Raw genomic sequence first — 13,293 nt, forward strand, 5'->3', positions numbered from 1 at the left:
AAGGAAGCCAGGTGGAGATCGAGGGCAAGAAGGCAGTGATCGTCGGCGGTGCATCAGGCTTCGGCCGGGCAACCGCCGAGGCACTGGCCAAGCGCGGTGCGCGCGTGGCGGTGCTGGACCGCCCGCAATCGAAGGGCCAAGAGGCGGCCGACCAGATCGGCGGAAGCTTCTTCCCCGTCGACGTCACCGACTTCGCCGGCACCGAGCAGGTGTTGCAGCAGGCGGTCGACGCGCTGGGTGGCCTGCACATCGCTGTGACCACCGCGGGCGGCGGCATCGGTGAGCGCACCGTCAAGAAGGACGGCCCGCACAGCCTGGATTCGTTCCGCTCCACCATCGACCTGAACCTGATCGGCACGTTCAACGTCAGCCGGCTCGCCGCATGGCACATGAGCAAGAACGAACCCGAAGACGACGAACGCGGCGTCATCATCAACACGTCGTCGATCGCGGCGTTCGAGGGCCAGATCGGCCAGGTCGCCTACACCGCTGCCAAGGCAGCGATTGCCGGCATGTGCCTGACCATGGCCCGGGATCTGGGCAGCCTGGGGATCCGCGTACTTGCCATTGCGCCAAGCCTTTTCGCGACGGGGCTGACGCAAGGCATTCCCGACGAGTTCGCCACCCAGCTGACCAAGGACGCCGCGTTCCCCCGCCGTCTCGGTCGGCCCGACGAATTCGCCAAGCTGGCAGTGGCGATCGTGGAGAACCAGATGCTCAACGGGCAGTGCATCCGGCTGGACGCCGGGCAGCGGTTCGCGCCCAAGTAGCACTCACGGCTGCGTCGGCAATTCACGCTCGGCGACCTTGACCAGCCGCCGGGCGAAGAACCTGACCGCACTGCCAAGGATCACGCGCATGAGCGGCCCAGTGCCGGGCACCCCTTCAGTGAAGGAGCCGCTCCACCGCAGGTCGGTGCCGCCCGTCGCATTGGGAGTGAACAGCACTTCTGCCCGGTAACCGGTCGCAGGGGTGCGGGGAGCGATCAGCTCGTAGACGTGGCGGCGGTCTTGCTCGTACTCAAGTGTCTTCTCTTGCACCAGGACCGGCCACATGCCGACTCTGCGGACGGCGCCCACCCCGGCCGGCGGCGGATCACCTTGTTGTGCCCAGCCGGCTTGCATGATCAGCGGTTTGGCCCATTGCGACCAGGTGCTGGCGTCCGTCTCGAGCCGGAACAACGCCGCAGCCGGCGCGCGGCTGCTCATATTCACCTCGAACGAAAATGGCCGACCCGGCATAGCGCCTCCCGCGGGGGAAATCAGCGTGACTTCGCGCACCCTACCGGATCCGAGGAGTGAAGCAGCACGGCGTCATTCGCCCATCGATGCGGCACTGGCTGCGATGATCAAGTTGACCGCCTCGTTGCGGGTCAACGACTGCAGCACTTGTGCGGCGGCGCGCATGGTGTCGCCGACGAAAAGCGTCGGGCCGCAGGTGAGATTCGCGAACGCTTCGGTGACTACGGTCTGCACACTGTCGGCGTCACCGGGCGATTCGTCGGGCGAGCTGAGCAAGCCGCGTTCGTACTCGAGCCGCCGCAGCGCCGGGGTGTCGGTCTTCCCGAGAACCAGGCCGAGCACGTCGACACCCTTGTCGTGCAGTTCTGCCCACAGCGCTTCGGCGAACACCATGTCGAATGCCTTGGTGGCGGCATAGACCGCCATGTTGGGGCCGCCGGCCAGCGCAGCGCCCGAGCTGAAGATCGCAATGCCGCCGCTGCCGCGCTTCACCATCGACGCCGCGAAGTGATGGCACAGTTGCATCAGAACCACACAGTTGCGTTGCACCATGGCTTCGGCCGTCGCTATCGAATTGGCCAGAAACGGCTGGAAGTTCGGATCTGCGCCGGCGCAGTAAGCCAAAAAGCCGATGTCGAGATCCTGGGTCGCGTCGATGACACGTTTCGCTGCATCAGAAGTAGCGAGATCGATTGCGAGTACCCGGGTTTGAGCGCCGGTGCGCTCGGTGATGCCCTCAGCCACCTCCTCCAACACGGTTTGACGGCGGGCCAGCAGCACGACGTTGACCCCGCGGTCGGCAAGTGCCTCCGCGAACGCGGCACCCACACCGTCGGAGGCACCCGCGACCAAAGCCCACGGTCCATATGTACCGGCGAATGTCACGGCTCTCCTAGCTCAGCGGGGCCATTCGGACGGCCGTGAATTGGCGCCGGGCAATGCGCCAGCCGCCATCGGTGCGCACGACCTCGTCCTCGTAGTAGCCGATCGCATTCACGCCAGAGTTGTTGTCGCCGACCAGGATCATGTCCACGTAGGTACGCGCCTGTGCGTGGTCCCCGTCGACGGTGATCGCCTGATTACTCATCCGGTGCAGCGTCTGGACCCCGGCATGCGCGGCCTCCATGAACGCCGTGACCGCTTCGACGCCGTCCCAGGTACCGATTTCGCCGTAGTCGAGCCGGCAGTCCGCAGTGAACACCGTGCGAAACAACGGCCAGTCTTGGCGGTCGATCCCGGTGGCGTAACGCACCAGCAGGTCCGAAATATCCTGTCGGTCTCCGTAATTCGTCATGCTGGAGCTCCGTTCGGGTGCACGACGATGCGGGGTGGACCGTCGGACTTGCGGGCCAGCTCGAGCGCGTCGGGAACCTCGTGCAATGTGATGACCTTGCCGACACTGGGCAGCGGGTCCAGCCGTCCCGACGTGATCGCGTCAAGCGTGCCGTCGGCGCCGCCGTTGACCAAGCGGATCGGTATGGACGTGACCCGCCTGCCGATCGGATGTTGATCTGTACAGCCGGGACCGTGTCCGATCACCTCGCCGACGAACTCGTGGCTCAACACGATGTCGCGGTCCCCTGCCTGCCCACCACTGCCCGCACCACGACTCCTCAGCGACGATCCGTTCCTGCCGACTTTACGACTTCGGCTTACACTGTCACGCTCTTTGGTGAGGATGTCAGGAGGTCACCCTGCAATGGACGTGGACGCTCTGCGGGAGATCGAGGCGATCAAGCAGTTGAAGGCCCGGTACTGCCGGTACCTGGACGCCAAGGACTGGGGCGCGTGGCGGGAATTATTCACCGACGACTTCGTCAGCGACACATCGCAAGCCGGGGGCAAGGTGATCGTCGGCGCCGACGAATTCGTCGCTTTTCTGCGCAGGACACTCGGCAAACGCTCACAGCCGACGGTGCATCAGGTGCATGCACCCGAGATCGAGCTGACATCCGCCGCCACCGCGCGGGGCGTGTGGGCGTTGCAGGACGTGGTGCGCCTTGCACCAGGCGTGAACCTGGCGGGCTATGGCCACTACCACGAGACCTACGAGAAGGCCGACGGGCGTTGGCGCATCAAGACATCAACGCTGACCCGGTTACGCGAAGACGTCTTCAATCCCTTTGTCTGCGTGCGGGTTTCAGACCGCATGCGTAGGGTCGCCGCCAGGTTCGCACCCAGGGTAGCGCGGTGAGCGGCGTGCCCGTCGACACGGTGCTGGTGACCGGTGCATTCGGACAGATAGGCAGGCGCTGCACGGAGATTCTGCTCCGCCGCGGCCGCACCGTCGTCGCGATGGATCTGCGCAACGACAAGACCGTCGCCGAGGCGGAGAAGCTGTCGCGTCAGTCCCATCCCGGCACTCTGGTGCCCGCTTACGTCGACCTGCTCGACGCCGACGCCCTGCACGAGGTGGTCAACCGACACCAGCCGAAAGCGATCGTCCATTTGGCGGCGGTGTTTTCGCCGGCGTCGTACCGCAACCCGCGATTCGCCAGAAAGGTGAACGTCCAAGGCACCAGCAATCTCGTGGAGGCGGCGAAGGCGCTGCCCGCGCCACCGTTGTTCCTCAAAGCATCCAGCGCTGCGGTTTACGGTTCCCGCAATCCGTACCGCTACCCCGAGCGAATCACGCCGGACACGCCGCCGAGCCCCATCGACCAGTACGGCGAAGACAAGCTGCTGGCGGAGGCCGTGGTTCGGGAAAGCGGTCTGCCGTGGGCGGCCCTGCGGCTGGCTGGTGTGATCTCGCCCGACGCCGGTTCGAGTCTGGACCGCGACTACTTCCTTCTGATCCGTGCCACGCCGGGCGACAATCGGCTCCATACCGTAGATGCGCGTGATGCCGGGCTGGCGTTTGCCAACGCTGTCGACCGGGCTGAGACGATCGACGGCAAGATCCTGCTGATCGGCGGCGACGACTCCCATCTGCACACTCAGCGTGACGTCGAGGACGACATGATGGAAGCGTTCGGTATCGGGCGGCTCGGCCCGTCCGCCAGCCTGCCCGGCGATCCCGGCGACGACCGCGGGTGGAGCTTCACCGGTTTCTTCGACACCACCGAATCCCAAGCGCTCCTGCAGTTCCAACAACACGACTGGTCTCAGACCAAGGCGTGGATCACCGCTGCACAAGGCCGCCGCCGCATCGTCCTACAGGCACTGGGACCCGTGCTGCGTCCCGCGTTGCGGCTGCTGTTCATGGTTCAGCGCTGGATCGAACGGCGCGGTCCCTATGCCGATCCGTGGAAGCTGATTGCCCAGAAGTACGGACCGGATGTCCTGGCACCGACAAACTTCTGACCTGGGTTCCACTGCGACATCCGTACGCTGATCAGCGTGGCCGCGCTCCATCCCGACATCGCCGTACTCGCTCCCCTGCTGGGCACCTGGACTGGTCGGGGTCGCGGGGAATACCCGACGATCGAGCCGTTCGGCTACGTCGAGGAAGTCACGTTCGACCACGCAGGCAAGCCGTTCCTGACATACGGTCAAAGGACCAAAGCCGACGACGACGGGCGTCCGTTGCATGCCGAGACCGGATACGTGCGGGTGCCCTCGGCGGGACGCGTCGAATGGGTGCTGGCGCACCCGACCGGCATCACCGAGATCGAAGAAGGCACACTGACGGTCACTGGGACCACCATCGAGATGGTGATGGCCTCCACGACCGTGGCATGCACCGAGTCGGCGAAAGAGGTGACGGCAGTGCGCCGTTCGATTCGCGTAGACGGCGCCGAGCTGAGCTACGCCCTGCAGATGGCGGCAGTCGGCCAGCCGCTGCAACACCATCTGTCCGCCACGTTGCGGAGGACGTCACGTGACCGGTGACGGCAGAATCCGAGTCCCGGCTGATCTCGACGCCGTCACTGCCGTGGGCCCCGAAGATCACTCAGAGATCGGGTCGGCGGCGGTCGAGCGGATCTGGCAAGCCGCGCGGCACTGGTACCAAGCCGGCATGCACCCCGCCATCCAGCTGTGCCTGCGGCACAACGGCAAGGTGGTGCTGAACCGGGCGATCGGCCACGGCTGGGGCAACGCCCCCACCGATCCGCCGGATGCCGAGAAGGTTCCTGTCACAACGCAAACGCCATTCTGTGTGTACTCGGCCGCGAAAGCCATCACCACGACCGTCGTACACATGCTCGTCGAGCGCGGACACTTCTCCCTCGACGACCGCGTGTGTGACTACCTACCCAACTACACCAGCCACGGCAAGGACCGGACCACGATCCGGCACGTGATCACCCATAGCGCGGGAGTGCCGTTCGCCACCGGTCCGCGCCCCGACCTCAAACGCATGGACGACAGCGACTACGCGCGCGCGATGCTGGGCGAGTTGAAGCCGCTGTACCGTCCGGGGTTGGTGCACATCTATCACGGTGTGACGTGGGGTCCACTGGTGCGCGAGATCGTCTCGGCGGCCACGGGCAAGAACATTCGCGATATCCTGGCAACTGAGATCCTTCAGCCGCTCGGATTCCGGTGGACGAATTACGGTGTGGCGCAACGCGATGTACCGTTGGTGGCGCCCAGCCACGTCACCGGCAAGCCGCTTCCGAAGCCGATCGCAGCGGCCTTCCGCATGGCGGTCGGTGGTACCACCCAGCAGATCATCCCGTTCTCCAACACGCCGCTGTTCCTGACTGGCGTGGTGCCGTCGTCGAACACGGTGTCGACAGCCGACGAACTGTCGCGCTTCGCCGAAATCCTCCGTTGCGGAGGAGAACTCGACGGTGTGCGCGTGATGCGACCGGACACCCTACGGGCGGCCACCGTCGAATGCCGCCGGCTGCGGCCGGATCTCGCCACCGGTCTGGCCCCGCTGCGGTGGGGCACCGGATACATGCTCGGGTCGAAACGGTTCGGGCCGTTCGGCCGCGATGCACCTGCGGCATTCGGCCACACCGGATTGACCAATATCGCCGTCTGGGCCGATCCCGAGCGGCAACTTGCCGCCGGGCTGGTCAGCAGCGGAAAACCGGGCAGGCACCGCGAGGCGAATCGCTACACCGCCCTGCTGGACCGCATCACTGCCGAGATCCCGCGCCACATCACGTGATACACGATCAGACTGTCAGCAGCACCTTGACGGCGCGCCGTTCGTCCATCGCCTTGTATCCCTCGGCCGCCTCCTCCAGCGGAAGGGTGAGATCGAAAACCTTGCCCGGATCGATCTTTCGGTCCCAGATCAATCGGACCAGCTCCGGCAGAAACCGCCGTACCGGCGCAGGGCCGCCGTGCAGATGCACTGCCGATATGAAGAGCTCGTCAGCGGGAAGCTCCACGCCGTGGGTAACGCCGACGAAGCCGACATGCCCGCCTGGCCGCGTCGAGCGGATGGCCTGCAGCATGGATTCCTGAGTGCCGACCGCCTCGATGACGCTGTGAGCACCGAGGCCCTTGGTGAGTTCTTTGATCTTCGCCACGCCGTCGTCACCCCGCTCTTCGACGATCTCGGTGGCACCGTAGAACCGCGCCAGCTCTTGCCGGTCGGGATGCCGTGACATCGCGATGATGTGTTCGGCGCCAAGCTGTTTGGCCGCAAGCACACCCATCAGACCAACTGCGCCGTCACCGACCACGGCGACGGTCTTGCCCGGCCCCGCCTCTGCGGCGACGGCGGCGAACCAACCGGTGCCCAGCACGTCGGACGCCGCGAGCAGCGACGGCACCAGCGCCGGGTCCGGCTGACCGGGCAGAACGACCAGGGTGCCGTCGGCCAGCGGAATACGGGCACGTTCAGCCTGGGTCCCGATCGCAGCACCCATCAAAACGGCTTGTACACAACGGCTTTGGTATCCCGCCTGGCAGATATCGCAGGTGTTGTCCGACGCGAAAAACGATCCGACGACATAGTCGCCGACTGTCACGTTCTTGACATCTGCGCCTATTTCCTCCACGACGCCGACGTACTCGTGGCCCATCACCTGGTGGTCTGCCGCCTCGACTCCGCGGTATGGCCAGAGGTCGGACCCGCAGATGCAGGTCGCGGTCAATCGGATAACGGCATCGGTGGGTTCGACGATCTGCGGGTCGTCTCGGTCTTCGACCCGCACGTCGCCCGGGGAATGCATCACAACACCACGCATGGCTCATCTCCTTCTCCGTCTCGAAGTTCTCGCTACTCAGCCGGCCAAGCGCGTCAACCGACGTCGGCTTTTCAATCGACGTATCGCTGACGGTGGCCCACCGCGGAATTGCCTGCAGAACGGCTGGATACGCCGCTTAAGATTACCGCAGTGGGAACCGACAGCACCGACGCCGGCAATGCGCCGGTGGTCCACCCAGCTCAGAGCTGCGCCACCGATTCGGAGCAGAACCCGCGCCGGCACAACAAACACTGGGCTTGGTTCGTCGGCATCTTCACGGTGCTCGGGATGCTGGGGTTTGGCCTCGCCATCGTGCTCATGTTGCCGTTGGCAATGGCCACTGACCACTGCCATGACGGCAGCGCCGACAAGGTTTGCCACCTGTCGGCGGCAGGCCAGAACGTGCTTGTTTTGATCCCATGGATGTGTCTGATTGCAGGCAGTGCCGGGGCTGTCGTGAGCGCGGTCGTGGCTGGGATCTTGCAACGGACACCGCTCGTCGGCATACCCATTGGTGTCGCCGCCTACTTTGCGATGGCTCCACTTGGCTACTTGCTCGCGTTCTACATCTAGAGCCAAGCACTATGTGGTGAAAGCGGGCATCCAACGCGCGAGCACTCAACCGGCAATGTAAGCACCGCAGATCCCGCACACTTCGTACTGCCTGCGATTCCACCGTGCGATCGGAATGAAGAACACGCTGAACTGTTTGAACTGCCGCATCCGGCTCCACTGCGTGGTGTTGTGGCAGCGAGGGCAGGTGCGGAGTTGTCCAGGACCTAGGTACTGCTGCTTGCTGCCGTAGCCGAAGAGGAAAAACAACACGACACCAGCGTAGGGGCGCCACTGCGCAGGGCGGCCGGTCGGCGGCTGCATCGCTACCGCGCCCGCGCGTTAGTGTCAGTTGGTTGGCCACACCGACAAGCCGACAGAACAGTTGAGCAGATTTATGACCGCAGCAGCAGAGGTGTCGCCGCTTGAGTCGCGGGTCGGCCACTACTACCAGATGGACGGCACGTACCTGGTCGGCCGCGAGAAGGTGCGCGAATACGCGCGTGCTGTGCAGGACTATCACCCCGCGCATTGGGACGTCGACGCCGCAGTGAAGCTGGGTTATTCGGACCTGGTCGCGCCGCTGACGTTCACCTCTGTGCCGGGCATGACCTGCAATCGCCGCATGTTCGAAGAGGTCGTGGTCGGCTACGACACGTATATGCAGACCGAAGAGGTCTTTGAGCAACACCGCCCGATAGTCGCCGGCGACGAACTGAAGATCGACGTCGAATTGACCTCGGTGCGCCGGATCGCCGGTAGAGATCTGATCACCGTCACCAATACCTTTACCGACACTGACGGCGAGCGGGTGCACACCCTGCACACCACCGTTGTCGGCGTGACCGCCGAGGACGTCGATCCGACCATCAAGGCTGCCGTAGCGAGCGCGATGATGCACGACGTCAACATTCTCGAAGTCGGTCAGTCCGATGCCGCCTACGAGAAGACAGTCCGCCCTGCGGGCGAGATCCGCATCTCCGAAACAGGCGCCACCCGTACCCCGGGGACTCCGCCTCTTGAGAAGGTGCACGTCGGCGACGAGCTGCCAGTGCACCACACGCGGCTGTCGCGCGGCGACCTGGTGAACTATGCCGGCGTGGCCGGCGATGCGAACCCGATTCACTGGGACGAGAGCATCGCCAAGCTCGCCGGGCTGCCCGACGTGATCGCCCACGGCATGCTCACTATGGGCCTGGGTGCCGGATATGTCTCCGCTTGGTCAGGCGATCCCGGAGCGGTCACCCGTTACGCAGTGCGGCTGTCCGCACCGGCGATCGTCTCCGCCGCCGAAGGTGCAGACATCGAGTTCAGCGGCCGGATCAAGTCGCTGGATCCCGCGACCCGCAGCGGTGTCGTCATCGTCGGAGCCAAGTCCGGTGGCCGGAAAATCTTCGGCCTGGCCACGGTGAACATCCGCTTCCGCTGATAGCCGGCCCGTCCGCTCCGCCGCGTTGCGGTTTCGCACGCGACACGCCGTGGCAGATGTCCGATTCCGCACACTCGCCGCGTCTTCGGGCGTGGGCACTGAGCAGGTAACGTTCTCTTGATGATGCACTGGAGTCGAGGAGCGACGAGTTGACTCTCGGTCTGTGGGGCGATCTGACGATTCTCGCCGCCGTGATGGAAATCGTCTTTGCCACTTGCGTTTTCCTGTACATCAGCCGGCTGGAGAGGCGGACGTCTCATCCGCTGGGTGAGAAAGTCGGCGCCCACAAAGCGGTGCTGTCCAAACTTCGCAAGCGGCAACGATTGTCGCAAGAGGAATTGGAGTATGCGACCGAACTGGTGACCGACGCTCGGTCACCCCTCGCCTACGCGATACCCGCGGCTTTGTTCACCATGGGCTTCTTCTATGTGGTCGGCTGTCTGTTCGTTCTCGATTTGGACGGCGGCCACCCCTCATTTCGGACGTTCATCGGCGGCATCCCGATGCTCACCTCCATGAATATGGCCGCTCAGCTGCACCGGGTCGCACGGTTGAAAGCAAACCTGCGCAACGTGTCAGTCGAGCCAGTCGCTGAAACCGACGCAGATGCAACCGATTTCAGCCCGCCTCACGAACGCCGCGGTGATTCCGCGATTGCATCGTCGTCGTCCCAGAGCAGCAGTTGACGAACCGCGGGCCGTGATCCGTAGGGCTGAAGCATCTGGCTGGCGGGCCGTGGACGCACCCTCAGCGGCCACCAGAACCAGCGGCCGAGTAGCGCGGCAACAGCCGGCGTCATGAATGACCGCACGATCAGCGTGTCGAACAGCAGACCCAGCGCGATCGTCGTCCCGATCTGACCGAGAATCCGCAAGTCGGCGAAGACAAACGAGGCCATCGTGGCTGCGAACACCAGCCCGGCCGCCGTCACCACCGCTCCCGAGCCGGCCATGGCGCGGATGATGCCGGTGTTCAAGCCGGCGTCGATCTCCTCCTTGAAACGAGAAATCAAAAGCAGGTTGTAGTCCGACCCTACTGCCAGCAGCAGAATGACGGCGAGCGCCAACACGATCCAGAACAGCTGGATACCCAAGAGGTCCTGCCATATCAGCACGGAGAGCCCGAACGAGGCTCCCAACGACAGCGCCACGGTACCCACGATGACGAATGCGGCCACGACGCTTCGGGTGATGAACATCATGACGAGCAGAATCAGGCTCAGCGCGGCGATGCCGGCGATCATGAGGTCGTATTTGGCGCCGTCCTGGATGTCCTTGTAGGTGGCGGCAGTGCCGGCGATGTAGATCTTCGACCCGGCCAGAGGGGTGCCCTTGACGGCCTCCCGCGCGGCATGCCTGATGCCGTCGATGTGCGAAATGCCTTCCGGCGTCGCGGGATCGCCGTCGTGGGTGATGATCATGCGGGCGGCTTTACCGTCCGGTGACAGGAACAGCTTGAGCCCGCGCAGGAACTCCGGGTTGGTGAACGCCTCCGGCGGTAAGTAGAACGAGTCGTCGGTTTTCGACGCGTCGTACGCCTGTCCCAGGGCAGTCGAGTTCTGCAGCGCCGCCGCGGTCTGGTCGTTGATGCCCGAGGTGGTGGCGTAATTGGTCAGCGTGAGATCACGGTTGGTCTGCTGATTGGCGATTTGCGGCGGGATCAACGCCAACAGTTTGGGTTGCAGCTCATCGAGTTTGGTGATGCTCCCCGAGACGTTGGCCAACTGGTCGGTCAACTCATCGATGCCGTCCAGCGCGTCGAAGAGCGAGCGCAGCGCCCAGCAGGCCGGGATGTCGAAACAGTGCGGCTCCCAATAGAAGTAGTTGCGCAGCGGCCGGAAGAAGTCGTCGAAATTGGCGATCTTGTCGCGCAACTCCTGCGCTGTGGCGACCGTCTGCTGGAATGCTTTGGCCTGCTCGTCGGTAATGGCACTGGATTGCTGCTGCAACGCATACTGTTGGCGCAGAACGTTTATCGAGTCGTTGATCACGTCGACCTGCCTGAGCAGATCCGCGCCGCGGGCCTGCTGAAAGGGCAGGTTGTTGATCTGAGAAGCGTTGCCGGCACTGATCTGAAACGGTATCGACGTGTGGTTCAGCGGTGTGCCGAGCGGCCGGGTGATCGACTGCACCTGTGCGATGCCGTCAGTGTGGAAGACCGCCTTCGCGACACGTTCCAGCAGGATCATGTCGGTGGGGTTCCGGAGATCGTGCTCGGCTTCGACCATCAACACTTCGGGATTCAGCCGCGCCTCGGAGAAGTGGCGTTCGGCGGCCGTGTAACCGACATTCGCGGGGGCATTGCCCGGCATGTAGTGGCGGTTGTCGTAGTTCGTCTTGTAGTTCGGCAGCGCGAGAAGGCCGATGAGCGCGATGGCGACCGTCGCCACCAGAACAGGCCCGGGCCAGCGGACGATGGCGGTGCCGATGCGTCGCCAACCTTGCGTACGCATGGGGCGCGCCGGTTCGAACAGGCCGAAATGGCGGCCGACAACCAGCAGGGCAGGCGCCAGCGACAGCGCCGCCACGACCGCGACGAGGACGCCGATCCCGGCGGGTACTCCGAGACTCTGAAAGTACGGGAGCCGGGTGAAGGTGAGGCAGAGCACCGCGCCTGCGATCGTCAGGCCCGAACCGAGGATGATGTGAGCGGTGCCGCGATACATCGTGCTGAACGCCGCAATACGGTCCTGGCCGGCGTAACGCGCCTCGTGGAAACGACCGAGAATGAAGATCGCATAGTCGGTTCCGGCGGCGATGACAAGCAGCGTCAGCAGATTCGTCGAATATGTCGAGAGGTCGATGATGCCTGCGTTCGCGAGGACGGCGACGACGCCGCGTGACGCGGTCAATTCGATCATCACGGTGAAGATCACCAGCAACACCGTGGTGAGGCGACGGTAGAGGAAGAACAACATCACCGCGATGACCCCAATGGTGATCAGCGTGGTCTTCAGCGTGCCGTGACGGCCCACCTCGAATTGATCGGTGATCAGGGGCGCAGGTCCGGTGACGTAGGCCTTGATGCCCGGCGGCGGTGGCGTGTGGTCGACGATGTCGCGTACCGAATCGACCGACTCGTTGGCCAACGATTCACCCTGATTGCCGGCGAGGTACACCTGAACCAATGCCGCCTTGCCGTCGGCGCTCTGAGAGCCCGCCGCGGTCAGCGGATCTCCCCAGAAATTCTGGATGTGCTCGACGTGCTTGGTGTCTCGGGAGAGTTTGTCGATCAAGCCGTCGTAGTAGTGGTGCGCCTCGGCGCCGAGCGGCTGATCACCCTCCAACACGATCATCGCCGAGCTGTCGGAGTCGAACTCGCCGAACTTCTTGCCGATCTCTTTACTGGCCTGCAGCGACGGTGCGTCGTGCGGGCTCAGCGACACGTTGTGCGATTCGGCGACGGTTTCGAGTTGCGGCACAAAGACATTGGTCACCACCGCCAGACCTAGCCAGAACAGCGCGATGAGCACCGAGTACCGCCGGATGAGGTCTGGAATCCGTTGCATGTTCATCCGGACTTGTCCAGGCAGTAAGTGAATGCGTTCAAGGTGTTCACCGATCGCTCGTCTTTGACCACGTCGTCGATCTTGATTCGGCAGCCGATCGAACTGCTGTTGCCCTGGGCCTGCACGTTGACAGCCACGGCCGGCTCAGTGGTGGTGGTGTCGTACGTCCAGGGCAGGGCTGCATCGTCGACGCGCTGCGGTTGGGCGTTCACGTCGAGGTAGGTGATGGTGGCGACCGTGCCGGGCGGCCCGAAGACCTCCATGACCACGTGTTTGGGATTGAACGGAATGATCTCGTTCTCAGACCCGCTGGATGTCGACGTGACGTCATGGGAGGCGAAGATGGCGTGCAGGCGATACACCGCGAATCCAGCCACCGCCACGACGACCACCGCAACGACGATCATCCAGCGGCGGCGGAGTCGCCGTCTGACCGAAACCCGTTGCATCCGTGACCCTTTCATGAGCGGC

Annotated in this window: 15 protein-coding genes and 1 pseudogene; 8 read left to right on the forward strand and 8 right to left on the reverse strand. The window is 64.2% G+C overall.

What is annotated here, in order from left to right; genetic code table 11:
• Positions 1–11: 11 nt before the first annotated feature.
• Positions 12–770: an SDR family NAD(P)-dependent oxidoreductase gene (locus AC5Y4N_RS09165; RefSeq protein WP_499904530.1), complete on the forward strand. Its 759-nt coding sequence runs from the start codon at positions 12–14 to the stop codon at positions 768–770.
• A gap of 3 nt (positions 771–773) precedes the next feature.
• Here AC5Y4N_RS09165 and AC5Y4N_RS09170 read toward each other — a convergent pair whose 3' ends face one another.
• From AC5Y4N_RS09170 to AC5Y4N_RS09185, 4 genes and pseudogenes are all read right to left on the reverse strand, one after another.
• Positions 774–1,241 carry an SRPBCC family protein gene (locus tag AC5Y4N_RS09170; RefSeq protein WP_499904526.1) on the reverse strand — a complete coding sequence of 156 codons (468 nt, stop codon included), beginning with the start codon at positions 1,239–1,241 and terminating at the stop codon, positions 774–776.
• A gap of 72 nt (positions 1,242–1,313) precedes the next feature.
• The gene (locus AC5Y4N_RS09175; RefSeq protein WP_499904523.1) at positions 1,314–2,126 is read right to left on the reverse strand and encodes an SDR family NAD(P)-dependent oxidoreductase; all 813 of its coding nucleotides are present in this window, start codon (positions 2,124–2,126) and stop codon (positions 1,314–1,316) included.
• Positions 2,127–2,133: 7 nt separating this feature from the next.
• Positions 2,134–2,535 carry a nuclear transport factor 2 family protein gene (locus AC5Y4N_RS09180; protein ID WP_499904520.1) on the reverse strand — a complete coding sequence of 134 codons (402 nt, stop codon included), beginning with the start codon at positions 2,533–2,535 and terminating at the stop codon, positions 2,134–2,136.
• A pseudogene (locus AC5Y4N_RS09185) lies at positions 2,532–2,687 on the reverse strand (zinc-binding dehydrogenase); the annotation flags it as partial. The gene AC5Y4N_RS09180 and the pseudogene AC5Y4N_RS09185, both read right to left, overlap by 4 nt.
• A 253-nt stretch (positions 2,688–2,940) precedes the next feature.
• On the opposite strand from AC5Y4N_RS09185, the gene AC5Y4N_RS09190 reads away from it, so the two are divergent.
• Genes AC5Y4N_RS09190 through lipE form a run of 4 tightly spaced genes read left to right on the forward strand, consistent with a single transcriptional unit; the run spans position 2,941 to position 6,303 of the window.
• The gene (locus AC5Y4N_RS09190) at positions 2,941–3,435 is read left to right on the forward strand and encodes a nuclear transport factor 2 family protein (RefSeq protein ID WP_499904518.1); all 495 of its coding nucleotides are present in this window, start codon (positions 2,941–2,943) and stop codon (positions 3,433–3,435) included.
• Between the two features lie 5 nt (positions 3,436–3,440).
• Positions 3,441–4,544 (forward strand): NAD-dependent epimerase/dehydratase family protein, encoded by a 1,104-nt coding sequence (locus tag AC5Y4N_RS09195; protein WP_499906254.1) that lies wholly within the window; start codon positions 3,441–3,443, stop codon positions 4,542–4,544.
• A 36-nt stretch (positions 4,545–4,580) separates the two neighbouring features.
• Positions 4,581–5,072 carry a peroxynitrite isomerase gene (locus AC5Y4N_RS09200; protein WP_499904516.1) on the forward strand — a complete coding sequence of 164 codons (492 nt, stop codon included), beginning with the start codon at positions 4,581–4,583 and terminating at the stop codon, positions 5,070–5,072.
• Positions 5,062–6,303 (forward strand): lipase LipE, encoded by a 1,242-nt coding sequence (lipE, locus tag AC5Y4N_RS09205; protein ID WP_499904514.1) that lies wholly within the window; start codon positions 5,062–5,064, stop codon positions 6,301–6,303. Before AC5Y4N_RS09200 ends, lipE begins: the two co-directional genes overlap by 11 nt.
• A 7-nt stretch (positions 6,304–6,310) precedes the next feature.
• Here the strand turns inward: lipE and AC5Y4N_RS09210 are convergent, their stop codons facing one another.
• Complete coding sequence (locus AC5Y4N_RS09210) at positions 6,311–7,333, reverse strand: zinc-dependent alcohol dehydrogenase family protein (RefSeq protein WP_499904512.1); 1,023 nt, start codon at positions 7,331–7,333, stop codon at positions 6,311–6,313.
• A 150-nt stretch (positions 7,334–7,483) separates the two neighbouring features.
• Here AC5Y4N_RS09210 and AC5Y4N_RS09215 point away from each other — a divergent pair, with 150 nt between their 5' ends.
• Positions 7,484–7,906, forward strand: a complete 423-nt coding sequence (locus AC5Y4N_RS09215; RefSeq protein WP_499904510.1) for a hypothetical protein — start codon at positions 7,484–7,486, stop codon at positions 7,904–7,906.
• 45 nt (positions 7,907–7,951) lie between these two features.
• Here the strand turns inward: AC5Y4N_RS09215 and AC5Y4N_RS09220 are convergent, their stop codons facing one another.
• Positions 7,952–8,158: a zinc-ribbon domain-containing protein gene (locus AC5Y4N_RS09220; protein ID WP_499904508.1), complete on the reverse strand. Its 207-nt coding sequence runs from the start codon at positions 8,156–8,158 to the stop codon at positions 7,952–7,954.
• Positions 8,159–8,282: 124 nt separating this feature from the next.
• On the opposite strand from AC5Y4N_RS09220, the gene AC5Y4N_RS09225 reads away from it, so the two are divergent.
• Both AC5Y4N_RS09225 and AC5Y4N_RS09230 read left to right on the forward strand, forming a co-directional pair.
• Positions 8,283–9,314: a fused (3R)-hydroxyacyl-ACP dehydratase subunits HadA/HadB gene (locus AC5Y4N_RS09225; RefSeq protein ID WP_499904506.1), complete on the forward strand. Its 1,032-nt coding sequence runs from the start codon at positions 8,283–8,285 to the stop codon at positions 9,312–9,314.
• Positions 9,315–9,463: 149 nt separating this feature from the next.
• Positions 9,464–10,000: a hypothetical protein gene (locus tag AC5Y4N_RS09230; protein WP_499904504.1), complete on the forward strand. Its 537-nt coding sequence runs from the start codon at positions 9,464–9,466 to the stop codon at positions 9,998–10,000.
• Here AC5Y4N_RS09230 and AC5Y4N_RS09235 read toward each other — a convergent pair.
• Together AC5Y4N_RS09235 and AC5Y4N_RS09240 are read right to left on the reverse strand one after the other, a co-directional pair.
• The gene (locus tag AC5Y4N_RS09235; protein ID WP_499904503.1) at positions 9,943–12,828 is read right to left on the reverse strand and encodes an MMPL/RND family transporter; all 2,886 of its coding nucleotides are present in this window, start codon (positions 12,826–12,828) and stop codon (positions 9,943–9,945) included. The genes AC5Y4N_RS09230 and AC5Y4N_RS09235 overlap by 58 nt on opposite strands.
• Positions 12,825–13,271 (reverse strand): MmpS family transport accessory protein, encoded by a 447-nt coding sequence (locus tag AC5Y4N_RS09240; protein WP_499904501.1) that lies wholly within the window; start codon positions 13,269–13,271, stop codon positions 12,825–12,827. Before AC5Y4N_RS09240 ends, AC5Y4N_RS09235 begins: the two co-directional genes overlap by 4 nt.
• Between the last annotated feature and the right edge of the window lie 22 nt (positions 13,272–13,293).

It is taken from the genome of Mycobacterium sp. NGS19 (assembly GCF_059813155.1).